We start from the raw sequence: 22440 nt of genomic DNA, 5'->3' as shown, positions 1-22440 counted from the left end.
GCACGCGTGTCAGCGCGATGTCACAACATCGAGGCGAACGCTGTCCTAGGTGTGGTGCGTGGCTGACGTCATCGTCAGGCGTACGGAGGCATCAGCGGGGCCACCCCCCCCGACGGGAAGAGATCCAGATGAGAGTCGTTGTTGCGGGAGCCACCGGTCTGATCGGTTCCAAGACGGTCGTGAGGCTTCGGGACCACGGAGTGGAGGTCGCACTCGTTTCACGCACGGAGGGCGTCGATGTCATGACCGGGGAGGGCCTTCCCAAGGCCCTGCGCGGCGCGGATGTGGTGGTGGACGTCACCGATGCGCCCTCTCGTGCGGAGACCGCGAGCGTGGAGTTCTTCGGTACCTCCACACGCAATCTGCTGGAGGCCGCCAGGTCAGCCGGTGCCGAGCACTATGTGATTCTGTCCGTCGTAGGGGCAGACCGGTTGCAAGCCGTCGGCTACTTCCGCGCGAAGGCAGCGCAGGAGCACCTGGTGCGGCGTTCGCCGATTCCCCACTCCATCGTGCGTGCCACACCGTTTTTCGAGTCCGTGGAGGACATGTCACGCTCGGTGCCGTACACGGACAGCGTCCATGTCGCACCCGTCCTGACACGCCCCGTGGCGACGGACGATGTCGCCGCCGCGGTCGCTCGCGTCGCAGTCGGCGTGCCGCTGTTCGGAGTACTTGAGATCGCCGGCCCGGACGAGGTCCGCCTCGACAAGCTCGCTGAGAAGCTGCTGGCCGCGCAGGATGACAAGCGTGCGGTGATCGCCGACGCACACGCCCCTTTCTTCGGCGTGGAGCTCCAGGAGCGGACTCTGCTGCCCGAGGCGGACGCCGGCAGCTTCGGGCGCCGGACTTTCACCGAGTGGCTCGCGCGCCCCTGACCGTCGGCATGTGATGCCCGTGGGGACCACCTGGTACCGCTTGCCGCGGACGGACGGACGGACGGACGGACGGACGGACGGACGGACGGACGGACGGACGGACGAGCCGGAGTCGACGGCCGCGCTGACGCTCGCTGCCCGTGAGGGTCCCAGGAACGGCCGTAGCCACGCAGCGACGCGTGCGGAGCCATTGTCACCAGCGCACGTGTCCGTGACAGTGATGGGGCACTGTCCCATGCGACGAGGCAGCTCGCGACGTCGCCGCTTGCCCCTTCAACGCAGTCTCCAGGCTCACGGACTGGGCCTGAGGGCGACGCCCAGCAGTTCTCCGAGTCGCGTCACGGAGTGCTCCGCGCTGCGATGCAGGACGGTGGCCATTCCCAGTGCCTCGGCGGGCGGCAGGTTCACCGCGTTGTCATCGACGAAGACGCATTCCTCGCCGGGCACTTCGAGCATCTTGAGGATGAGCTCATACACAGCCGGCTCCGGTTTGCGTAGTCCATGCTGCCCGGAGATGAGCGCCGCGTCGAAGGCCGCGTCGATGTCGAAGCCTCGATACATGTTCCACGGCGCCAAACCCATGCTGTTGGACAGCAGACCAATCCTCAGTCCGGAGGCGCGGGCCCTGGCCAGCACCGAGACCATGGATTCGTCGAGACGGGAATCCGCGAAGATCCGGCCCAGGAGATCGGTGCTGTCGATGCCCAGCGCCCGGCCCATACGGCGGTTCCAATCGAACTGAGTGGCCCTGCCACGTTCGAGGTCGTGAGTGAGCGCGACCACCGCCGGGTCCCGATACCAGGTGTGCTCCACCGCTCCTTCGCAAAGGCCTTCACGGACCTCGAAGCCGCGCACCGCGTCGTCGAGCGATGTCGTGAGCACACCGCCGTAGTCGACTATGAGACATGTTCTCGGCACAATCTTCCGAACCTCTCTCCCACACCGTCTGGTTGACTCATGTTGTTGGATAGACCGTGGAGAGGCGGAGCGCGTGACGCGCCCGGTCGCGCCTTGCTGGATATGCGCCCTTCCCTGTCGAAAGCGCCCGTCGATCCCCTCGAACGAGAGCAGCAGGGTGCCTACCAGATCAGCACCGAGTGCCTGCAGGCCGAGCCGTCGGCTCATGGTCGCTCTGTTCAGTGCAGATGCTCATTGGCGATCTCGTGGTACTCCTGCGTGGTCGGCTTGGGGATCTGCGAGCCTTCGCCGTAGAGGGCGCCGCTGAACCTGACACGCAGGCGGCGGGCAAGGCGGCTGCCGGCACCCGGGTTCTCCGCGGTGCCGTTCGCACCGGGTGCGATCGGCGTGTATTGCTCATGCTGCGTAAGAAGGTGGAGTTCCGCCTGGTTGAGAGGCTCGTGCACCTCGACGAACTCGCCGTGCGGCAAGCGCTTTATGACACCTGTCTCGCGGCCGTGCAGCACCTTGTCACGGTCTCTGCGTTGCAGACCGAGGGCGCACCGCTTCGCCACGGCATAGGCTGCGACAGGCGCGACGAAGAGGCCGATGCGGACCGCCCACGTCACTGATTCGACCGAGAGATGGAACCGGGTGGCGATGATGTCGTTCGCCGCGCCGATGAGCGACACCAGATAGAAGCTGATCCAGGCGGCACCAAGTGCCGTACGCACGGGGCGGTTGCGCGGTCTGTCAAGAAGGTGCTGCTCACGATCGTCCCCGGTCAGCCAGGACTCGATGAACGGGTATGCGCCCATGGCCAGGAAGAGACCGACGCCTGCCACCAGCGGAATCAGGTTGTCGAGCGCCAGGGTGTGGCCCCAGAAGTCGATTTCCCAGCCGGGCATGACTCGCAGCAGTCCGTCCGCCACGCCCATGTACCAGTCGGGCTGCGATCCGGCCGAGACCTGGTCGACACGGTAGGGGCCGTACAGCCAGATGGGATTGATCTGCACGAGTGCTGCGATGGCGAAGATGACACCGGTCACCAGGAAGAAGAAGCCCGCGGACTTCACCGCCCGCACCTTGAGCGGCAGGCCCACCACATTCTTGTTGCTCCGCCCCGGGCCCGGATACTGCGTGTGCTTGTGGTGGAGCAGCAGGATCAGATGGGCCACGAGCAGTCCCACCATGATGCCAGGGATGATCAGAACATGGACTGTGTTGAAGCGCGCCACCAGTTCACCGCCCGGGAACTCGCCTCCGAAGAGAAACATCGAAAGGTAGGTTCCGACGATCGGTATGGAAAGGATCGTCCCGTTCACGACGGCGAGCCCGGTTCCGGAGAGAAGGTCATCCGGAAGGTCGTATCCGGTCAACCCTCCGAACATGCCGAGGACCAGCAGCAGGAACCCGAACAGCCACTGGAATTCGCGGGGCTTGCGGAAGGCGCCGGTGAAGAATACACGCAGCATGTGGACGAGCATGGCCCCGATGAACACCAGTGCTGCCCAGTGATGGGCCTGTCGGATCAACAGGCCGCCCCGGACGTCGAAGGAGAGGTGCATGGTCGAGTTGAAAGCCTCCGACACCGTCTGCCCCCGCAACGGCATGTAACTGCCGTCGTACTGCACCTCTTTCATCGACGGATGGAAGTACAGGGTCAGATAGACCCCTGTCACGATGATAACGAGGAAGCTGTAGAGACAGATCTCTCCCAACAGGAAGGACCAGTGGTCCGGGAAGACCCTACGTGCTTTGGCCCGGATCAGGCTGTACGGGCCCAGGCGTCTGTCCGCCCAACGGGCAATCCGCTCTCCACCGCCTCCTTCGCCTGCTTCTTCTATCTGCCTCTGATCATCCATGCCCCTGAAACCATTCCTCATCCGGCCCGAAAAGGACGTCTTGATGTCATGAGCCCGTCTTATTGCCGGCAGGAAATGGATACGGCAGGTCGGTCGCCTGTCGTGGGCGGAACCGAGACAGCGGGGCGCCGAGTCCGCACTCCTTGGGTGCGCAGGCTCATGACTGCTTCCACCTATATGACCGGGCATGAGGCGCGGATGTGACACGCATGACCCCCAGGCGGTGCTCAGCGCTCGCACGCCGCCTCATCAGACGGCGTTCGCCCTCTGTCTTTCCGCCCCAGATGCCTTCCACCTGCTCGACGCTCATGGCCCAGTTGAGACACTGATCCATGACCGGACAACGCCGGCAGACGGCCTTGGCCTCGGCGATCTGAACGTGCGTCAGGCCGCCGTTGCCTATGGGGAAGAACAGATCGGGGTCGATGCGCAGGCAAGCCCCCCGTTCGCGCCAATGCGTTGCGTGGTCGCCTTGTTCTGCAGCCATGACAAAGAAAACCTCCAGGATTCGTCGCTCGACAGGAGGACCTGGAATGCGGTCACGGTCTTTCTCGTCTCCGTGAAGGATTCAAAGTGCTGTCAGGTGAGACCGGGAACCTGGCAGATTTGTGACACGCCGGCGGGCACGAGGTGTGTATTCAACCGCTGATCGTGGTTGTTGCGAGGGGCTGGACGACTCTCGAAAGGGATCCGGAACGCCAGTGCCGCGGAACCGTTGGGCCCGAAGGGCAAGGAGGAGGGCTTCCGCTCGGCCGGTGTCCGGCACCCCCCACACGGCCCGGGCGGATCACACGCGGCCGTGCGTGATCCGCCCCGTTCGCGGCGTGGCCGTGCCGATGCCCGAGTGCCGGCCACGCGCGCGGGCCATCGACCGCCGTACTCAGACCACGATCTTGCGCGGGTTGAAGTTGCCGCCCGGGTCGGCAGCGCCGAACAGACCCGACATGAGGGCGACACCCTCCGTCGAGATGTCCTCCTCCAGCCAGGGCGCGTGCTCCAGGCCCACCCCGTGGTGGTGCGAGATCGTGCCGCCGGCGTCGACGAACGCCTGCTGGATCGCGTGCTTGACGGTGTCGTACTCGCCGAGCGGGTCGTCACCGAACACGAAGGCGAAAGTGAAATAGAGGCAGGCTCCGGAGTGGTACGAGTGCGACATGTGTGACATGGTCCAGCCGGTGCGGCCGATCTTCTCGTAGGCGTGGTCGGCCGCCGCGTAGACCGCCGCGTGGATGCCACGAAGCTTCGACCACGGGCCGGCGGTCTCGCTCACGTCGCCGGCGGCACCGCGGTCGAGCAGGAAGTCGCGGATGTACGGCGTGTCGAACTTCTTCTGGTCATAGAGCGCACCGGGTCCCTTGCCGACGCCGATGCCGTGATGCTTGCGCACGATCCGGCCGACGAGCGACTTCTGCCGTTTCACGTGTGCCTCGTCGCCCTCGAAGCCGATGAAGGAGAGGCACATCTCGTCGAGGTTCCAGCCGCGCCTCTTGAGATACGCCATGAGGCCGGCCTGCGCCTTCTTCTGAACACCCTTCGACTCCTTGCCCGTCGCCAGGGAGAAGGCCGTCTCATGCGCGTCCGAGATACGGGTGACCGAGGGCGAGACGTCGCTCTCGGCGATCTCCTGCATCGCCGCGAGGCCGTGGTCGAGATTCTTGAAGAAGTAGGCGTGGATGGCCCGCTTCTCGGGGAGCCGGTGCACCTGCACCGTGACCTCGGTGATGACGCCGAGCCGCCCCTCGGAGCCCATCACCATCTCCCGCACGCTCGGCCCCGTCGACGCGCTCGGAACGGCACGGATCACGAGGACCCCGTCGGCTCGCACGACGCGCAGCCCCTTGACGATGTCCGCAATGTCGCCGTACTTGTCCGACTGCATGCCGGACGAGCGCGTGGCGACCCACCCGCCGAGCGTCGAGTGGGTGAACGAGTCGGGGAAGTGCCCCATCGTCCAGCCCTCCCGATTGAGTTGAGCCTCGAGATCAGGGCCCAGCGCCCCGGCCTGGACGCGCGCCAGGCCGGAGTCGGGGTCGATCTCCAGCACCTGGCTGAGGCGGCCGAGGTCGAGTGAGACGACCACCCGGGACTCGTCCGCGTGCGGCTCGAGGCTGCCCGCGATATTGCTGCCGCCCCCGAAGGGGATGATCACGGCGTCCGCCTCGACAGCCGCGTCGACGACGCTTTGCACCTCCGCCTCGTCGGCCGGGTAGACGATCACATCGGGACTGCGTGCTATCGCGCCGGCTCGGATACGGACCAGGTCACGCAGGCTCTTGCCGTACGTGTGGACGACTCGGGACAGGTCGTCGACAACGGTGTTCCCGGCTCCGACGATGCCGCTCAGAACCGCGACGAACTCCTCGGGCGCCGTCGAGGCCGGCACCTTCAACTGCGAGAAGTCGGGCCGTTCGGTGCGCTCGGCCGCCCAGAGATCGAGACCGACGGCCTTCTGTACGAACGGCGCGAAACCAGGCTTGTCCTCGTGTTGGAATCCGACGCCCTCCACGCCCCAGCCCCACCACTTCATGTGTTTCACATCGTCGGTGCGCATCGTGTCGGTGCGGCCGGTGGGCTCGGTCACGAACGGTCTCCTTCAGGTATACGAGGTGAGGTGGCACTGACGCCGAGGATGCGGTCGGAGTTCTCCTCGGTGAGGGTGAGGATCGCTGAGCGGATGCGTTCGGTGAACTCGCTCCTCAACTCCCCGGGAAAGGCGGTGAGCGGTTCGCCGAAGACGACCCCGACCGGCAGACGGCCCGGTTTCGGCCAGTTCGACCCACGAGGATGCGCCGCATGCGCGCCGATGACCGCGACGGGAAGCACCGGCACCTCGGCCGACGAGGCGAGTGCCGCCGCCCCCGGCTTGAACGCCCCGAGCGATCCGTCGCGCGAGCGAGTCCCCTCGGGAAAGATCAGGAGCGGCACTCCCCGGCTCAGCAGAGCCTTGGCGCTCACTCCGCGCGCGTTCGCCCCGGTGCGGTCGACCGGGAAGGCGTTGAAGAAGAGGGCCGTGAGGCCGCGCCGCCGCCACACGTCGAAGAAGTAGTCGGCGGCGGCTCCCACCGCGAGGTAACGCGCCAATCGGCGGGGCAGCGCGCCCATGATGAGTGGGGTGTCGAGGTGCGAGGTGTGATTGGCGACGACGACGTACGAGTCCTCGACGTTCGCCAAGTGCTCGCGCCCGAGCACCGTGACGCTGGTCATGCTCCAGACGAGAGGCTTCAACAGCCCCCGCTGCGCGATGAAACGCGCCGCAGCGTGGGAGCGTGAGGTGAAACGGCCGCGTATCGTCGCAGGCATCCGCTTCCTTCCCGTGCGGGCTCGCCCGCACTGATTCCTTCAGTGAGTGAGACTGTCGTTGCGGTTCGACGAGATCCGTCGCGAGATCCACCGCACCGTGCGGCGTGGAAGATGACGTGTGAACCAGATGAGCACCCGGTACCGGAGGCTCGGCACGGAGATCACCCGTCCGCGGCGCACGTCGCGCAGACTCGCCTCGACGAGTTGCTGGGCGTCGAGCCAGAGGAAGTCCGGAATGCTCGACGACCTGATTCCGGCCCGCGTGTGGAATTCCGTGCGGACCCAGCCCGGACAAAGCGCCGTCACGGTGACGCCCGTGCCATGGAGCTCGTTCGCCAGTCCCTCGGAGAGCGAGGTCACGAAGGCCTTGACGGCCGAATAGCTCCCCATCGTGACGAACCCGGCCGTGCTTGACACGTTGACGATCGCACCGTGCCCGCGTTCGCGCATGGCCCGCCCAGCGGCACCGGCGAGCACCAGCACCACGCGCCCCATGACCTCGATCGCCCGGTCGTGCGGAGCGGTGTCGGCCGAGGTCATCGGCGCGTGCACGCCGAAACCGGCGTTGTTCACGAGCATGTCCACGGGACGGGCGGGGTCCTCCAGCCGGGCGGCGACCCGCTCGGCGGCGGCACGATCGAACAGGTCGGCGGGGAGCACCTCGACAGCACGGCCCCGGGATTCGAGCTCGGCCGCAGTCCGGCCGAGCCGCTCCGTGTCGCGCGCCACCAGGACAAGGTCCCATCCGCGGTCTGCCAGAGCGAGCGCGAACGCCGCGCCGATACCCGACGTGGCACCGGTGACCAGTGCGACCCGTGTACGCCTCAGCACGGTCTCATCTGCCACCTGCGCGACATCCGAGCTCCCCGCTCGGAGCCAACTGGTCAACAGCGCGCTTCTGCATGGGAACCTGAAGATCCACGAGGCTTCCATGTTCGACGTCCGACGAGCCGGCCCAGGGGAATTGCCACGGTCGCACCACGGCAGACGGCTGAGTCCTCGGGCATGACACACCTTTCGTTTCTCGGGTCACTGCGTTAGACCGGGCGCGCATCCGTCTTGTGACACGAGCTTCCGCACCTGACGGAGGCGAGCGATGCCCAGCAAGGCCCGGTGCACGCCGCCCGCACCGAGACACCACGCGCCGATACTGCGGGATCTCGCGGTCTTCCCCGCAGGGGACGCACATGCGGGCCCCGTACGGAACCAGGTCACGTGTCACACATGTGTCGGCTGCCCGGTCTCACGTGACGGCCCCCGACGGCTTCTCGCACGCTCCGGGGCTTCTGCAGCGTTTCCCCTGCTCCCGCCCCAGAAAGCCTGTGCATGAACTCGAACAACGAGACGACGACCGCGCCGCCCGAGACAGCGGGCTTCGACGTGCGTGAGTTCGCCCGTACGGCACACGGCAGCCACCGCGGAACCCTCGACCTCGGGGCGCTCGCCGAAGAGCCGCTCGATGCCGAATCCGTCCGGCTCGTTCGCGCGCTGCGCGACATGGAACGCGCGACGCTGCACCGTGTGCGCGACCTGCTCGTCACGGCGACACACAAGGATGCCCGTGTCACCGCGTTCCTCACCACGTGGATGTTCGAGAGGTACTGGATAGCCGATGCCCTCGACGCCGTCCTGGATGCTTCTCCCGCCGCCTGCGACCTCCCTTCGAGCGCCGGTCCGGCGCGGCGGGTACTGGCGGAGCGTCGCGAACGCCGTGGCCCGATCCGTCGTTCCCTCATCGCCAACATCACGGGTACACAGATCGTCGCCGAACACGTGACGACGGGCCTCGTGGACGAATGGATCACGCAGGCGGCCTACCGGCGTCTGGCCGGCGTGTCCTTTGCCATGGCGTCGATCATCAACCCCGTGGTGGAGATCAAGCATCGCCACATCCGCTTCCTGGCCGAGGAGGCCGAGCGCCGGCTCCAGGGCTCGGCCCGGGCCCGGCGCATCACCCGCCGCGCCCTCCGGCGCGCCGCCTGGCCGCTCGGCTCGGTCGGTCGCTCCGGGCACGAGCGCACCTTCTTCGAACGCCATGTCTTCGGCGACCGGAGCGGACGAGCCGAGGCGCGCCGTATCCGCGGGATGGTCGCCGCGCTCCCCGGCATCCGCCCGGGTGTCGCATCCACCGTGGAATCGAGGCTCCTTCCGTGATATCGCACAACGCGAAGACCGAACTCGGCAACGCGCACGTCCTGCTGACCGGCGCGACCGGCTTCGTCGGGCAGGCCGTGCTCGAGCGGCTGCTCACCGACCACCCCGGCACCCGTATCTCACTCCTCGTGCGCCGGAAGGGCAGCCAGAGCGGGGAGGACCGGCTCCGGCAGCTTCTGCGCAAACCCGTGTTCGAGCGCTGGCGGGATGCTGTGGGCGCCGAGGAGGTCGAGCGCATCGTCAGTGCACGGATCACGGTGCTCGACGGCAGCATGACCAGCGTCCCCGAACTGCCCTCCCACCTTGACGTCGTCATCCACTCGGCGTCGACCGTCTCGTTCGACCCGCCCATCCACGAGGCGTTCGACACGAACGTCAACGGCGCCGTAAGCCTCTACGAGGCCTTGCTCGCCTCCGGATCCGACCCGCACGTCGTCCACGTGTCCACCTGCTATGTCGGAGGGCTCCGCCGCGGTGTGGTGCCCGAGGCCAAGCTCGAACACGATGTCCTCTGGCACACCGAGTGGACCTTGGCGACACGGACCCACGAGCAGACCGAACTCACCTCGCGGGAGCCGGCGATGCTCGAGCGGTTCATGTCCCGCGCCCGCGGCAACCACGGGAAGGAGGGCCCGATCGCGGCGGCCCGCGCGAGCGAGAACGCGCGGCGCGAGTGGGTGCGTTCCCAGCTAGTGGCCGCCGGCCGGCGGCGCGCGCAGAGTCTGGGGTGGACCGACGTCTACACCCTGACGAAGGCACTCGCCGAACGTGCCGCGGAAGACCTCTGGGGCGAGGCCGGGCACCGGCTTTCGGTGGTCCGGCCCGCGATCATCGAGAGCGCCCTCCAGCATCCGTTCCCCGGCTGGATCGACGGCTTCAAGGTCGCCGATCCACTGATCTTCGCCTACGGCCGCGGCCAGCTGCCCGACTTCCCGGGGCTGCCCGACTCGATCCTCGATGTCATCCCCGTCGACTTCGTCGTCAACGCCATCCTGGCCGTGGCGGCCAACCCGACCCCTGTCGACGAGCCGAAGTACTTCCACATCGCCTCGGGCGCGTCGAATCCCCTGCCGTTCCACCGCATGTACGAGAACGTACGCGACTACTACACCCAGCACCCGCTGCCCAAGGGCGACGGATTCGTCAAAGTACCGACCTGGAAGTTCTCGGGCGAGCGCAAGTTCAACCGAGGCCTTCTGCTGGCGAAGAAGAAGGCCGATCTGTGGGACGCCGCTCTGCGGCTGATGCCGAACGACGAGCGCAAGCGCGCTCTCGCGACCGAGAACGCCAAGCTGCGCGCCGGCATCGCCACCCTCGGCAACTTCATCGACCTCTACCGCGCGTACGCGCAGACCGAGATCATCTTCGACGACCGCAACGCCCGCGCGCTGAACAACGCCCTTCCGGCCGAGGTGCGCGAGGACCGTGGCTTCGACGTGGAGCGGATCGACTGGGAACAGTACCTGCAGAAGGTGCACCTCCCCGCCCTCAGCGAGCTGACAGCGGCCTACCGCCGCCGGAAGGCCGCGGCCGCCCGGCCGGCGAACGCCCGCCCGAGACGCGAACTGCCGCGGCGTAGCGACGTACTCGCCGTCTTCGACCTCGAACGGACCGTCGTCGACTCCAACATCGTCGAGCAGTATCTCTGGGTGCGCACCGCGGGCTTCCGCAAGGCGGCCTGGCCGAAGGAGGTGGCGGACCTGCTCGCCTCACTGCCCGGCTACCTCCGCGCCGAGAAACGTGACCGCGGGGAGTTCATCCGCGCGTTCCTGCGCCGTTACCGCGGCATGTCCATCGCCCGTCTTGAGGAGGTCGTACAGCGCGGGTACGCCGATACGATGCTGCGGCACACGAGCGCGGACGCCCTGGCACGCATCCGCGCGCACCGTGCGGCAGGTCACCGCACCGTCCTGGTCACCGGCTCCATCGGCCTGCTCGCCGCTCCGCTCGCCGACCTGTTCGACGAGGTCGTCGGGAGTTCCATGCACGTGAGGGACGGTGTGCTCACCGGCTACCTGGCGAAGCCGCCGCTTGTGGACGAGGCCAGGGCCGCGTGGCTCCAGCGGTACGCCGAGGAGGGCGGCTACGACCTCGCCGCCTCCTACGGTTACGGCGACAGCCACTCCGACCTGCCGTGGCTGTCGCTGCTGGGCAAGCCCTCGGCGATCAACCCCGACGCCGAACTGGCGCGCGAGTCGCACAAGAGGAACTGGAACATCTACCGCTGGAAGAGGGGCGGTTCGGGGGTGCGCCGCGACGTCATCGCGGCCCGAGCGACGGTTACGACGCGCACCGACGAGAAGAGCGACTGATGGCTTTCGACATAGACAAGTACACGAAGAACTCCACCGGCGTGCAGTGGGCCGACCTCGACTTCGACGAGTTCGAGCGCAGCCCACTGCCCGAGGAGACATTGCGCACCCTGCGCTACATGTGTGACATCGAATACCACACAGTGTGCTACCTGCGTGATCTGCTGACGACGCCGTCTCATGACGAGCCCGCGGTGGGCGCCTTCATGACGATGTGGAACCGCGAGGAGTTCTGGCACGGCGAAGCACTCGCGGCCGTGCTGGAGCGCCACGGCCTCCGCGTCGACTTCGACGAGCTCAAGGCGACCCGTCTGAAGCTCGGCTGGAAGGACCGCCTGGGGACGGTGAAGCAGACAGTGATCGGTCGGCTGGTCGGAAACGACTTCGTCGCCGTGCACATGGCGTGGGGCGCGGCGAACGAGTGGTCGGCGACAGCGGCGTACCACCGGCTTGCCGCGCTGGAGAGCCACCCGGTGCTGGTACCCCTGCTGAAGCGGATCGCACAGCAGGAGACGAAGCACGTTGCGTTCTACGCGTCACAGGCGCGTGACCGGCTCGCGGCAAGCAAGAAGGCCCGCGTGGTCGCCCGGCTGGCGCTCGAAAAGGCCTGGGGCCCGGTCGGCTCGGGCGTCATGCCCGAGAGCGAGGTCACCCACGTCATGACCCACCTTTTCGCGGGCTCCGAGGGCCGCAAACTCATCCGCGACATCGACGCGCACATCGCGAAGCTGCCGGGCATGGACGGGCTGCGCATAGTCGAGGACGCCATGGACAGGCGTGGGATCGCTTCCTGATGCCGATGTCAGAACGGCTGTCACAACGGCCGGCACAGTGGGCCCAGTTGTCGGGGGGTGATGAGGCGGCAGGGGAGTTCGAGGAACGCTTCATGGATGTCCAATCGGCGTTCTCAACGGATGCGAAGGCGGCGGAAGCCGTGCGCTTTGCCCGGTGTTCCCCGCCGTGTCCGGCACGGCTCTGGAGCAACTTCACGGGTTGCGTCGTGAGATGCAGCGCCGCCGCCACGTCACGCGCCCGACCGTGACGGGCAGAAGGTACCGCTGACTATTCGTCGACGAATGTGACCGTCTCGTCGAGCGGTGCTCGGCCTGTACGGGTGTAGCGCTCTGCGGTGTCTTCGAATCCGATCGACATGCCGCAGAAGAGGATGAGGTCGGCCGGGGGGGACAGGACCTCCGCGACGGTCTTGCGATAAACCGACCACGCCATCTGCGGGCAACTGTGCAGGCCTTCGGCGCGGAGCAGCAGCATCACGGTCTGCAGATACATGCCCACGTCGGACCACTGGGGCCGGCCCAGACCTCGGTCGATGTAGCAGAACAGGGCGGCGGGCGCGCCGAAGCACTGCCAGTTCGCGGAAGCGGCCCTCTGACGCGCCTCCCAGTCCTCCTGCGCGATACCGAGTGCGCTGTAGCGCTCCGCACCGAAGGCGGATCGACGCTCGCGGTACGGGGACCTCAGTGTCTGCGGGTACATCTCGTATTCCCGCTCGTCCCAGGCATCGCACGCGGTCACACGGCCGCCGGCGAGCTCCTTGAGTTCGGTCAGCGGTCGGCCGGTCAGCACGTAGACATGCCAGGGCTGGAGGTTCGACCCGGACGGCGCCCAAGCCGCAGCGGAGAGCACCCGCTCCAGTACCTCTCTCGGGACGGGCCGGTCGATGAATCCACGTACGGCTCGTCGGCTCGTGACTGCCTCGTAGACGTCCAAGTCCACCCATCTCCCTCGTCTGCGCTACGTGCCCCCTGGCAGTCACAAGACCATTAAATGCAACGATATGCACAAAATGCTACACATGGCAGTAGTGCCGGTTCGCGCCCCGTCCGGCCTGCCACGCGGAAGCGTTCGCATCGTGAGAAATGGCGCCGTGGTCTTGGCGAGGCAGGATGTCACGACGGAGCCGCCGGCTGCCCAGCGGTGTTCCGGGCCTTCCTCCGGGGGGGCCATGGTGTCGGGTACCTCGAAGCCTCTCGTGATCCACACTGACGGCCTCATGGAACGCCGGTGGGAAGGCATCGGGACGTGCCTCGACCGGCCCGCGGACCCTGGTCCGCAACCAGGGCGCCGCGACCGACGACACGGCCCTGGTCATGGTGCGGCGGTGAACCCAACCCGCTACTTCCGCGTGCTTGGTCAGTTCCCGCAGACGACGGCGAAGTCACCGCCGGTTCTCACCCTGCCCGCGGTCAAGAACGGTGCTCCCGTTCCTCCTGGTTGTCGGTCGCCCCCCCGGCCGAGGCATGTGTCCGGCTGCGGCTCCCCCCTGGCCGCCCGGAAAGGGAGGTCAGGGGCCTGGCGTGGCCGGTTGATCAGATACCGGTCAATCGCTTGCCGCAAGGTGATCCTCCGCCCACAAGAACAGAACGGCCAAGGGGATGAGGAAGGCGTTGCCATGCGGAGAGAGTGCGTAACGGGTTCGCGATGACGGCCCGGGCGGGACGTCCTGGGTGATCAGATCGATCGCGGTCAGTTCCTGGAGCCGCTGGGCGAGCATGCGGTTGCTGATGCCGGGGAGGCGCTCGCGAATCTGCGCGAAGTCCGCAGGGTCTTTGGCCAGAGCCATGAGGATCAGGCCGTTCCAGCGCCTGCTGAGCAGGGTGAAGGTCCGAGTGATGGCCGGAGAGTCATCGGTCGACTGCGGAGGCGCGGTTCGGCGTGCCGACTGAGGTTGTTGGGGGGTAGTCATGGTGTGTATCCGTTTCGGTACGGCGCGAGCTGTCGCGGTTCAACACCTCGCGCTGTACTCGGTGGTCGTGGTCGTGGTCGTGGTCGTGGCCGTGGGCGTGGCCGTCGTTGTGTCGTGAGTCGGCCCGTGTGTCTGCCGGCCGCGCCCCTGGGGGCGGGCTGGCCCATGGAGGTGGCGCGCCCTCGTGATGTCGGCTCCTGCGGCGCCGGGCCCTGGGTGTGCCGCTTGCGTGTGTGGGCAGCCGGGACCGCTGTCTACGCCGCCAGGAACATGGCGCCAGAGGCGACGAAGGCCAGGGAACAGGCGTGCGTCGGCGCCTCATTCGCCTTCGACACTCTGCCGAAGTCGGCGGCGGACAGGGCCTGATTGCACACATGAAGCGCTCGGCATCAGCCGTCGTCGTCATGGCGACGGGCGTGGGCGTGCGCGTGACGCCGAACCGGCAAAGCGGTGCCGGACCCCGGCAGGGCCGGGAGCAACTCCCCGGAAGCCGGCGCCGTGGTCTTCGTGCCGCGGGCTTCCCTGATGACCCAGTGGCCGCACATGACCGCTGTGAGCCCGCAGACGCTCCACAGGGCGAGGACGACAAGGTGGCCGGCTTCGGCGTTGCCGTCGAAGTACGTGGTGTCGCGAAGCAGACTGGCTCCGGCGCCCGGCGGCAGCCACTGGCCGACGTGGTCGACGCCTTGGGGAAGCATCTCCGGAGCGGAGGTGGCGCCGGAGAAGGCGTTTCCGACGAAGACCATGAGCGCGGCGCTGAGCCCGAGGCCGGCCGGCCCGAGGAGTCGGATCACGCCGGCAGCAGTGGCGCTGATGGCGAGCAGATCGAGCGACAGGATCGCCCATGTGGCCACGTGGTTGTGGGGGAGTGCCCCGAGGAAACCCTGGGCCACGAGATAGACGCCGAGGGCAGCGACGGCGCATGCGACGAGAAGTGTCAGCACTCGGTGGCGCGGGCGGGCCAGGCCGCGAGCCATCGTGACAAACGCCCCGATCAGGATGCCGCAGATCGTGAGCGGGAAAACCGATGAGCTGAACACCACACCCCGGGGGTCCTCTGTGGCGACGGGCACCACGTCGATCGCCTTGACGAGGACCTTCACCGAGGAATCAGCACTGGCGGCTCCCTGCGGGGCGGGCTTCCGCCGGGCAGGGCCCTGCTGGGCGGCCGCCTGCTTGTGGGCCTTCGCCGGGGAATGCGCACTGCCGGCCTTCTGCTCGGCAGCCTTCTGCTCGGCAGCCTTCTGCCGGGCGGCCATCTGCTGGGTGGCCTTGTCGGCCAACTGCTGTCCGACATCGGTCAGAAGCTGGGCCACGGAGGGGCTGGCGGCGGTGGCCTTCAGCACCGTGATGCTGTGGCCGGAGACAGCGAAGGCGCCGTAGACATCCCGGTTCTTGATCGCCGACCGCGCGGCCTGCTGGTCGGGATAGAGGTGGAAGTCGAACGCGCCGGGCATCTCATGGGTCAGCCCTTCCACCGCGCGCTGGCCGGCCGGCCCCGTACCCACGATCCCGACCGGCACGTCGCGCGGCGAGATCCGCCCCGCCGGCCAGGCGAACGCCATCACCGCCAGAGTGATCGCTATGGGCAGCACCACGGCGGCAATGGCTACTTCCCGCCATGCCCGGTGTCGCGACAAGGGGTTCCTCACAGCATGCCTCACAAAAAAGAATGATCGTTTTTCTTGGGTTCTCAGTTTGACCTGCCACATCGGTGAACGTCAACACGAATGTTCGTTTTCTTTGCTAGGCTGGCCTCATGCCCAAGGTCACCCAGCAGCACATGGACGCCCGTCGCGAGCAGATTCTGGACGCGGCGCGCCGTTGTTTTCTCCGTGACGGGTTCCACTCCACGTCCATGCAGGACCTGTTCGCGGAGTCGGGGCTGTCCGCGGGTGCGGTGTATCGACACTTCACCAGCAAGGACGAGATGATCCTCGCGATCGCCGAGGAGAACATGCGTGATGTCCTCGACATCACGCTCGCCATCGCCACGAACCGGCGGGGCCGATCCATCGGGGCGGTCCTGGCGGAACTGCTCGACGTGATTCGGGCCAAGTCCGTCGAGGAAGACGTGGCCGGCCTCGCGGTTCTGGTCTGGGGAGAGGCGATGCGCAATCCCTCGCTGGCGCGCAAGCTCGACCATCTCATGGGCCGCATACGCGCGGATCTGGTCCCCTTGGTCCGTGCCCATCAGGAAAGCGGCGGTCTGCCCGCGAACGCGACGGCCGAGGGGATCGCATCAACGATGCTCTCCATCCTCCCCGGCTACATCCTCCAAGTGGCTCTGCTCGATCAGGCTGTTGTGGCCGAGGTGCCCGACGCAGTGCGGGCGTTGTGGCCCGGGTCGGCCGACGAGCGCTGAGCGGCCTCGCCACCCGCAGGGCTGCACGCGCTGGTCACAGGTGGGATATCCGTCGGCTACGGTGCGGCGTGGTCCGCGAGCCGCCACAGGGCGTAGCTGCGCAGGCAGTTCGGCGTCGCCCGCTCCTGCACCACTGTGCGTGACTTCGTCACCGCCCGCCGCCGCGTGATCGCCGAAGGGGCAGGGGTACCGACCGAGGTCGGTGCACCGCGTCTTCCGTTCCTGCCGGCAGCAGGCGTTCTTCGAAGGACACATACACGCGCTGTCCGTGCTGGGCGGGGTGCCGGCCGGGTAGGTGCGCTTACCCGACGGCCGCGGCCCGGGTGAACGAGCTGGTCGTGGCCGCCGATGACGAGCAGCTGGGCAGGACGATCGCCCGCTACGGGCGCGTCGACCTTTCAGAAATCGACGAGCTGGGCTACCTCGAACTGGACCGCCGCGGCGCCGACGTGGACCGCCTCACCTTCAACGCCGGCCTCATCGAGACGGGCACCGAGTCCCACCGCCTGGCCGACACCAGGGCAAGAAATCTCAACGAGGCGAAGTAGCCCCCTTATCGGCCATCAGGGATAGGAGGTGGTGCGGGCGACGTGGGCGTGCAGCAGACTGGGTGACGATTCGAAACCGTGGCGGGAGTAAGCCGGAATCGCACGGGGACTGGAGTGCACGGTGACGCGTTCGAGCCCGAGTTCCCGAGCGCGGTCCAGGACCGCATCGATGAGCCGGCCCCCCAGGCCACCATCGCGTTCGCCGGGAACGACATACACGCACTGCAGGTCTCCTGACGCCCGCTGCAGGGCGCGCGGGCTGGGCACCCGTGGGAGGACCGCCAGCCAGGCCATGCCGATGATCACCTCATCGCGGACCGTGACCAGGCAGCGATGCGACGACGTGTTCTCCCTCGCCCACGCGACGAAGTGCTGCACGAACTCCTCACGCCCGATGAGGGGAACGTCTTGGTTCTCAAGGATCCACTGCCATCGAAGCTCAGCGACGACGTCCATTTCATCGGAGGCGGCCGGACGGATGATGATGTCGTTGTCCACTCGCGCATTGTGCTGTGGTCCGGCCGAGGCCGTCATCACCGCAACGCGGTCCCACGGCCACCGCGTTCCGCGTCTCCGCCACCTCGGTGGTCCCCCATCGAACCGCCCTCCGACAGCCAGGTCACAACGCCTGATCCTCACGAATCAGAGGCAAAATGGGGCCAGTTGGAGTCGCCTCGGTGGAGCCATTGAACACCGCCAAAGCCACACAACGCAGTGGTGTACGGCCTTGCTTCCAACCAAACCAGCCCACAGTTCGGGCACGGCCGTCTCCGAAGTCGTTCTGCTCTGGCCGCGGTCAATCCTTTGAAGCAGGCGCGCCGTGCCGTGCGGTCCGCGTTCGCCGGGCGCCTCTGCTGAGTGCCTGTCGGGGACAGCGCATGGCAAGGATGGGCGGGCGGTGCGGGCGAGATCCACGACAGACAGATGTGTCCGCGGTGGTGGGGACCTCGTGCCTTCGCGTATCGCGTCGGCGGCGCCCGATCAGGGCTCGCGCTGAAGGGTCTCGCTCTTCATCAGCCGGGTGAGGCACGCTGGGACAGGAACAACGCGTTACCTACCCCAACAAGGTGCGCCACCCAGAGTTGTGCGACGGGCGGCACGGCCGGTCGGCGCCGAGTGCCGGACGTCTGCGGTCCGTGCGACTGCTCAACGCGACGGAGGCTGCCGCAGAGCGGCGGAGATGGCATTCATCTGCTCGTTGAGCGCCACGAGTTCTTCGTGAAGCGCGCCGATACGCGTGTGAAGTTCGGCGGCTTCGGCGGTCAGCGCTACGACTGTGGCCGCCAGGTCGATGCCGTTCTCCGTGGCTTGCGTCATCGTGTGTCCTTCTGCTGGATACGCCGGCAGGCGTCTCGAGGCCTATGAGCCGTGTGCCTGGTCCAGCCGCACGGCACGGATGTCGAGAGTCACCTTCACCTTGTCGCTGATCAGAACTCCGCCCGTGGCCAGGGCCCTTTTGCTGTCAAGCCCCCAGTCGGAACGCTGCAAGGTGGCCGTGCCCGTGAAACCGACACGGTTCCGACCGTGAGCGTCCCGGCTCGCTCCGCGGAACCCAAGGTCGACGTGCACGGGTAGTTCGATGTCCTTGATCAGGAGGTATCCCGCCATACGGAAGCGGTCGTGACCGGCACGGAGGAATCCGCCCGAGCGGAAGCTCATGAGAGGGAACGTCGCGGCATCGAGGAAATCCGGGCCGGTGACATGCTCATCCCGTTCCGGATAACCCGTGTCAACGCTACAGGTCTGGACACTGAGGTAGGCCTCGGACCGGGTGGGACATTCTCCATCGAGCTTGACTATGCCCTCGAAGGCAGTGAATTTTCCGCGCACGTTCGTGACCATGCCGTACCGGACGGAGAGCCCGATTGTGCTGTGGATCGGGTCGACAGCGTAGACGCCGGTCAGCCCTGCAAAGGGGGCAGTGCGAAAAAGAGTGGTTTCCATGCAGTTGAACATGGCGAGCCGGTTCCTTCGTGCGTGGATCTCAGACAGGGGCGCATTCTGCGGCGAATCTGCGTCCGGGGTGGCCCCTGACTGCCGTCAGGGGCCACTCGCAGGGTCTAGCGCTGCTGCCCGAGCCAATCGGTGAACCGGGTCTCGGCGATATGCGCGTCAGGACCTGGCACGAGCGTGGTCTCCTTCAGCGTGGCACCCGAGTACGGGGCGCTCGGGTCTGTGACGACCGTGCGGGTGTCGCCCTTGTCGGCGAGTACCTGACGGATGAGACCGTCGAGCTGGAACACGTCCGGGCCGGCGACCTCCACCACGCCGTTGACCGGGGCGCCGACCGCGGTGCGGCCGACGGCCGCGGCCACGTCGTCGGAGTAGATGGGCTGGAACTTGACGGGGGCCAGACGCACGGTGTCGCCCTCGGTCGAGATGTCCGCGATCCCGTTCACGAACTCGAAGAACTGAGTGGCGTGGACGATGGAGAACGGGATGTCGGAGGCCTTGATCAGCTCTTCCTGCGCCTGCTTGGCACGGAAGTAGCCGCTCTCCTGGAGGCGGTCGGTGCCGACCACGGACAGTGCCACGTGGTGCGTCACACCAGCGTCCGCCTCGGCCCGCAGGAGATTGGTGGTCGAGGTACGGAAGAAGTTCATGACGTCCTCGTCGTTCCACGAGGGGGAGTTGGACACGTCGACCACGACCGACGCGCCCTGCAGAGCCTCCAACAGCCCTTCGCCGGTCAGCGTGTTGACGCCGGTGTTGGGCGAGGCCGCGACCGCCTCGTGCCCGTACTCGTTGAGCTTGCCGACCAGCTTCGAGCCGATGAGCCCGGTTCCACCGATCACTACGACCTTCATAGCGGTTTCCTTTCATAGGTATTCATGGTGCGACGTGCAACTGCGAGTTTCTCGTCGGCGCCGAAATAATTTCGGTCCGCACTAGGAGAGACCGGACAGCAGGTTCATTTGTGACAGAGTTTCGTGAGAATCGAGAAAATCCCCGTATCGGGCCCCAGGGCTTGGCCTGCGCGTACGAGAGCGAGGCTCTTCACCGGGACACGCCACATGGGTTATTCGGCGAGCTTTCCATCGGTCGAGACCTCTGCCATCAGCGAGGAGATCTCGTCGGGGATGGAAGGAATGCTCTCCCGGGTGATACCAGTCGTGGGCGACCACACGAGGTTGACCTGCTGAGCGGGGTCCAGGTGGGGGTAGTCGCTGCGGTTGTGGCAGCCGCGGGTCTCACGACGCTCAAGTGCTGCTTCGAGGGTCGCCCGGGCCGACAGTGCCGCGGACTTGAGATCAAAGGCATGCGCGAGATCCTGGAAGCCGGCGATGTCCGGGTGCACGCCGACGTCCTCCATCCTCTTCTCGATCGCCGCGAGATCCATGAGCCCGGCGCGCAGGCCTTGTTCGTCGCGTACGACTCCGGCGTGTTCCGTCATGGTGTTGCGGATGGCGCGCTGCAGGGCGCGGACGTTCTCCGGTCCGTCGGCCACCAGCAGATCGTCGATCTCCGCGCGGGCCTGGGCGACAGCCGACGCCGACCGGGGCTGGGCGGTCAGGGACTGCGAGTAGGCGGCGGCCGCCTGGCCCGTGATACGGCCGAAGACCAGCAGTTCGATGAGACTGTTCCCGCCGAGGCGATTGGCACCGTGCAGGCCGCTCGACGCCTCACCGATGGCGTACAGACCGCGCACGTCGGTGCTGTGGTCCTCGGGACGTACCCACACCCCACCCATCGAGTAGTGCGCGGTGGGCGCGATCTCGATCGGATCGCGGGTGATGTCCAGCATCTGCAGATCCAGCAGGGTCTGGTAGACCCGGGGGAGACGCGTCATGATCGTCTGCCGCGGCAGATGGGAGACGTCGAGCCACACTCCGCCCTTGGGCGTCCCTCGCCCTTCCTTGATCTCCGTGTAGGAGGCCAAGGCCACGCGGTCGCGGGTCGACAACTCCATGCGGGCGGGGTCGTACCGGTTCATGAACCGCTCGCCGAGCGCGTTGCGCAGGATGCCGCCCTCACCGCGCGCGGCCTCGCTGACGAGGGTGCCGGCCGCGTTCTCGGGCTCGATGATCCCGGAGGGATGGAACTGCACCAGCTCGGGGTCGCGCAGACGGGCGCCGGCGTCCACGGCCAGCCGGAACGAATCGCCAGTGTTCTCGTCGCGCCGGGAGGACGTTCGCCGCCAGATGCGGGTGTGACCACCAGCGGCAAGAATGACCGCGTCGGCGTGGATCAGGTACCGCGTTCCATGGGTGAGATCGAAGCCGTAGGCACCGAAGACGGCGCCGTCGTGGACCAGAAGCCGGGTGATGTAGACACCGTCCAGCACCGGAACGTTCAGCTGGTCCGCGCGCCGGATCAGCGTGCGCTGGATCTCCAGGCCGGTGTAGTCGCCGGCAAAGGCGGTCCGCCGGAACTTGTGCGCGCCGAAGAAGCGCTGGGAGATCCGTCCGTCTTCCTCCCGAGCGAAGGCCATACCGAACCGTTCCAGGTCGCCGATGCCCCGAGCGGCCCCCTGGGTGACGATCTCCACGGTGCGGGGATCGGCGAGCAGATAGCTCTCCTTGAGCGTGTCGGCCGCATGCTGCTGCCAGCTGTCCTCGGGATCCATGGTGCCGAGGGCGGCGTTGATTCCTCCGGCAGCGAGCGCCGTATGCGCGTCCTCCTTGGGGCGCTTGCCGACGGCGAGGACGTCGACACCGGCTTCGGCCAGTTCGATCGCTGCTCGCAGCCCAGCACCTCCGGTTCCGATCACCAGCACCATGGTGGAAATACGTTGTTCGCTGATAGCCACGATCTACTCCGATCGCCGAGGGATTGTCACTCAGTACGACCAGGACGTTCCGGAATCTGTGACACCTTTCGCGGACGATCTCGTGGGTGATGGCGTCCACTGACATCGACGTGGGGGAGAGACGATGTGTACTGCGGCACACCGCCGCTCGTACCTGCCGGCATGTGTTTGCCCGTCGGCGGGCCACTGCGACCCTGCTCCCGCAGTGCCTCACCCCGGCGACGACCTGGGCGGGTCAGGCGCCGGCCGTCACAACCTCGAGGGCTTCATGGTCATACCTCCAGTCGGCCACCGCCCTGGCGAGCCGGCTGACCACTGGTCACCTCCGTCGGGTAAAGGAGCGGAAGATGCCGTACGTCAGTGCACAGCCTTGCGCCGACGTCGATCGATGACGGGGCTTGCCTCATCGAGCGCCCGGTGGACTGCCACGCACGCGCACCCGTCTGTCCGGTCGACGCCGTGTTTTACGAGAGGATGTCCCAGAGAACCGGGCGCAGTACACGACCAAGGCCGAGTACTCCCAAGTGCCCTCGGCGCAGGGGGGCGTGCCGTTCGTCCCCGAGGGCGATCACCGTCTGATCGGCGACTGGAGACGGGAGCCGGAACGGTCCGAAGCGCACGCGGTGGCCTGCTTGCCCCCACCTGGTCGTGTCGAGACTTCGCACCGTGC

At 67.0% G+C, this 22440-nt stretch carries 19 protein-coding genes and 2 pseudogenes; 6 read left to right on the top strand and 15 right to left on the bottom strand.

Annotated features, from left to right (window positions below; genetic code table 11):
- Nucleotides 1–128 precede the first annotated feature (128 nt).
- Entirely contained in the window at nt 129–875 is a 747-nt protein-coding gene (locus AB0D59_RS02840; protein WP_362559922.1) for an NAD(P)H-binding protein, read from the top strand.
- A 291-nt stretch (nt 876–1166) separates the two neighbouring features.
- Here AB0D59_RS02840 and AB0D59_RS02835 read toward each other — a convergent pair whose 3' ends face one another.
- The 6 genes from AB0D59_RS02835 to AB0D59_RS02810 all read right to left on the bottom strand — a co-directional run bounded on the left by AB0D59_RS02835 (nt 1167) and on the right by AB0D59_RS02810 (nt 7870).
- Complete coding sequence (locus tag AB0D59_RS02835; RefSeq protein WP_362560844.1) at nt 1167–1793, bottom strand: HAD family phosphatase; 627 nt, start codon at nt 1791–1793, stop codon at nt 1167–1169.
- Between the two features lie 218 nt (nt 1794–2011).
- Nucleotides 2012–3637 (bottom strand): cytochrome b N-terminal domain-containing protein, encoded by a 1626-nt coding sequence (locus AB0D59_RS02830; RefSeq protein ID WP_362559920.1) that lies wholly within the window; start codon nt 3635–3637, stop codon nt 2012–2014.
- 157 nt (nt 3638–3794) lie between these two features.
- Complete coding sequence (locus AB0D59_RS02825; RefSeq protein ID WP_362559918.1) at nt 3795–4124, bottom strand: WhiB family transcriptional regulator; 330 nt, start codon at nt 4122–4124, stop codon at nt 3795–3797.
- A gap of 393 nt (nt 4125–4517) precedes the next feature.
- On the bottom strand, nt 4518–6218 hold the full coding sequence (locus AB0D59_RS02820) for an FAD-binding oxidoreductase (protein ID WP_362559916.1): 1701 nt from the start codon (nt 6216–6218) through the stop codon (nt 4518–4520).
- The gene (locus AB0D59_RS02815; RefSeq protein WP_362559914.1) at nt 6215–6841 is read right to left on the bottom strand and encodes a lysophospholipid acyltransferase family protein; all 627 of its coding nucleotides are present in this window, start codon (nt 6839–6841) and stop codon (nt 6215–6217) included. Before AB0D59_RS02815 ends, AB0D59_RS02820 begins: the two co-directional genes overlap by 4 nt.
- Before the next feature lie 135 nt (nt 6842–6976).
- Nucleotides 6977–7870 carry an SDR family NAD(P)-dependent oxidoreductase gene (locus tag AB0D59_RS02810; RefSeq protein ID WP_362559912.1) on the bottom strand — a complete coding sequence of 298 codons (894 nt, stop codon included), beginning with the start codon at nt 7868–7870 and terminating at the stop codon, nt 6977–6979.
- Nucleotides 7871–8263: 393 nt separating this feature from the next.
- On the opposite strand from AB0D59_RS02810, the gene AB0D59_RS02805 reads away from it, so the two are divergent.
- From AB0D59_RS02805 to AB0D59_RS02795, 3 genes are read left to right on the top strand one after another with little or no spacing between them, the layout of a single operon-like run.
- Complete coding sequence (locus tag AB0D59_RS02805; protein ID WP_362559909.1) at nt 8264–9091, top strand: hypothetical protein; 828 nt, start codon at nt 8264–8266, stop codon at nt 9089–9091.
- Entirely contained in the window at nt 9088–11403 is a 2316-nt protein-coding gene (locus AB0D59_RS02800) for an HAD-IB family hydrolase (protein WP_362559907.1), read from the top strand. The genes AB0D59_RS02805 and AB0D59_RS02800 overlap by 4 nt, the downstream gene beginning before the upstream one ends.
- Entirely contained in the window at nt 11403–12197 is a 795-nt protein-coding gene (locus AB0D59_RS02795) for a ferritin-like domain-containing protein (RefSeq protein ID WP_362559905.1), read from the top strand. The genes AB0D59_RS02800 and AB0D59_RS02795 overlap by 1 nt, the downstream gene beginning before the upstream one ends.
- A 20-nt stretch (nt 12198–12217) precedes the next feature.
- On the opposite strand, the pseudogene AB0D59_RS02790 reads toward AB0D59_RS02795, so the two are convergent.
- The 4 genes and pseudogenes from AB0D59_RS02790 to AB0D59_RS02775 form a co-directional block, all read right to left on the bottom strand.
- A pseudogene (locus tag AB0D59_RS02790) lies at nt 12218–12340 on the bottom strand (IS5/IS1182 family transposase); the annotation flags it as partial.
- Nucleotides 12341–12465: 125 nt separating this feature from the next.
- On the bottom strand, nt 12466–13131 hold the full coding sequence (locus AB0D59_RS02785) for a nitroreductase family protein (protein ID WP_362560842.1): 666 nt from the start codon (nt 13129–13131) through the stop codon (nt 12466–12468).
- Between the two features lie 610 nt (nt 13132–13741).
- Entirely contained in the window at nt 13742–14107 is a 366-nt protein-coding gene (locus AB0D59_RS02780; protein WP_362559902.1) for a helix-turn-helix domain-containing protein, read from the bottom strand.
- Nucleotides 14108–14496: 389 nt separating this feature from the next.
- Nucleotides 14497–15819, bottom strand: a complete 1323-nt coding sequence (locus tag AB0D59_RS02775) for an ABC transporter permease (RefSeq protein WP_362559900.1) — start codon at nt 15817–15819, stop codon at nt 14497–14499.
- Nucleotides 15820–15866: 47 nt separating this feature from the next.
- On the opposite strand from AB0D59_RS02775, the gene AB0D59_RS02770 reads away from it, so the two are divergent.
- Together AB0D59_RS02770 and AB0D59_RS02765 are read left to right on the top strand one after the other, a co-directional pair.
- Nucleotides 15867–16472 carry a TetR/AcrR family transcriptional regulator gene (locus AB0D59_RS02770; protein ID WP_362559897.1) on the top strand — a complete coding sequence of 202 codons (606 nt, stop codon included), beginning with the start codon at nt 15867–15869 and terminating at the stop codon, nt 16470–16472.
- A gap of 323 nt (nt 16473–16795) precedes the next feature.
- Nucleotides 16796–17020: pseudogene (locus AB0D59_RS02765) on the top strand (AAA family ATPase); the annotation flags it as partial.
- A gap of 15 nt (nt 17021–17035) precedes the next feature.
- Here AB0D59_RS02765 and AB0D59_RS02760 read toward each other — a convergent pair.
- The 5 genes from AB0D59_RS02760 to AB0D59_RS02740 form a co-directional block, all read right to left on the bottom strand.
- Nucleotides 17036–17518 carry a GNAT family N-acetyltransferase gene (locus AB0D59_RS02760; protein WP_362559895.1) on the bottom strand — a complete coding sequence of 161 codons (483 nt, stop codon included), beginning with the start codon at nt 17516–17518 and terminating at the stop codon, nt 17036–17038.
- A 648-nt stretch (nt 17519–18166) separates the two neighbouring features.
- A complete protein-coding gene (locus AB0D59_RS02755; RefSeq protein WP_362559892.1) occupies nt 18167–18337 on the bottom strand; it encodes a hypothetical protein in 171 nt (56 codons plus the stop codon).
- A 42-nt stretch (nt 18338–18379) separates the two neighbouring features.
- Nucleotides 18380–18976 carry a YceI family protein gene (locus AB0D59_RS02750; RefSeq protein WP_362559889.1) on the bottom strand — a complete coding sequence of 199 codons (597 nt, stop codon included), beginning with the start codon at nt 18974–18976 and terminating at the stop codon, nt 18380–18382.
- Nucleotides 18977–19080: 104 nt separating this feature from the next.
- Entirely contained in the window at nt 19081–19827 is a 747-nt protein-coding gene (locus AB0D59_RS02745; RefSeq protein WP_362559888.1) for an SDR family oxidoreductase, read from the bottom strand.
- 212 nt (nt 19828–20039) lie between these two features.
- Nucleotides 20040–21740 carry an FAD-dependent oxidoreductase gene (locus tag AB0D59_RS02740; RefSeq protein ID WP_362560839.1) on the bottom strand — a complete coding sequence of 567 codons (1701 nt, stop codon included), beginning with the start codon at nt 21738–21740 and terminating at the stop codon, nt 20040–20042.
- Between the last annotated feature and the right edge of the window lie 700 nt (nt 21741–22440).

Source organism: Streptomyces sp. NPDC048417, assembly GCF_040651615.1.
In the GTDB taxonomy this organism is placed as follows: Bacteria; Actinomycetota; Actinomycetes; order Streptomycetales; family Streptomycetaceae; genus Streptomyces.
This window is presented reverse-complemented; position numbering and strand designations above follow the sequence as displayed.

Coding starts and splice junctions, on each gene's coding strand:
- AB0D59_RS02840 (WP_362559922.1), top strand. CDS start 129: ATGAGAGTCGTTGTTGCGGGAGCCACCGGTCTGATCGGTTCCAAGACG.
- AB0D59_RS02750 (WP_362559889.1), bottom strand. CDS start 18,976: ATGTTCAACTGCATGGAAACCACTCTTTTTCGCACTGCCCCCTTTGCA.
- AB0D59_RS02830 (WP_362559920.1), bottom strand. CDS start 3,637: ATGGATGATCAGAGGCAGATAGAAGAAGCAGGCGAAGGAGGCGGTGGA.
- AB0D59_RS02805 (WP_362559909.1), top strand. CDS start 8,264: ATGAACTCGAACAACGAGACGACGACCGCGCCGCCCGAGACAGCGGGC.
- AB0D59_RS02770 (WP_362559897.1), top strand. CDS start 15,867: ATGCCCAAGGTCACCCAGCAGCACATGGACGCCCGTCGCGAGCAGATT.
- AB0D59_RS02795 (WP_362559905.1), top strand. CDS start 11,403: ATGGCTTTCGACATAGACAAGTACACGAAGAACTCCACCGGCGTGCAG.
- AB0D59_RS02815 (WP_362559914.1), bottom strand. CDS start 6,841: ATGACCAGCGTCACGGTGCTCGGGCGCGAGCACTTGGCGAACGTCGAG.
- AB0D59_RS02810 (WP_362559912.1), bottom strand. CDS start 7,870: ATGGAAGCCTCGTGGATCTTCAGGTTCCCATGCAGAAGCGCGCTGTTG.
- AB0D59_RS02825 (WP_362559918.1), bottom strand. CDS start 4,124: ATGGCTGCAGAACAAGGCGACCACGCAACGCATTGGCGCGAACGGGGG.
- AB0D59_RS02745 (WP_362559888.1), bottom strand. CDS start 19,827: ATGAAGGTCGTAGTGATCGGTGGAACCGGGCTCATCGGCTCGAAGCTG.
- AB0D59_RS02775 (WP_362559900.1), bottom strand. CDS start 15,819: ATGTGGCAGGTCAAACTGAGAACCCAAGAAAAACGATCATTCTTTTTT.
- AB0D59_RS02780 (WP_362559902.1), bottom strand. CDS start 14,107: ATGACTACCCCCCAACAACCTCAGTCGGCACGCCGAACCGCGCCTCCG.
- AB0D59_RS02755 (WP_362559892.1), bottom strand. CDS start 18,337: ATGACGCAAGCCACGGAGAACGGCATCGACCTGGCGGCCACAGTCGTA.
- AB0D59_RS02740 (WP_362560839.1), bottom strand. CDS start 21,740: ATGGTGCTGGTGATCGGAACCGGAGGTGCTGGGCTGCGAGCAGCGATC.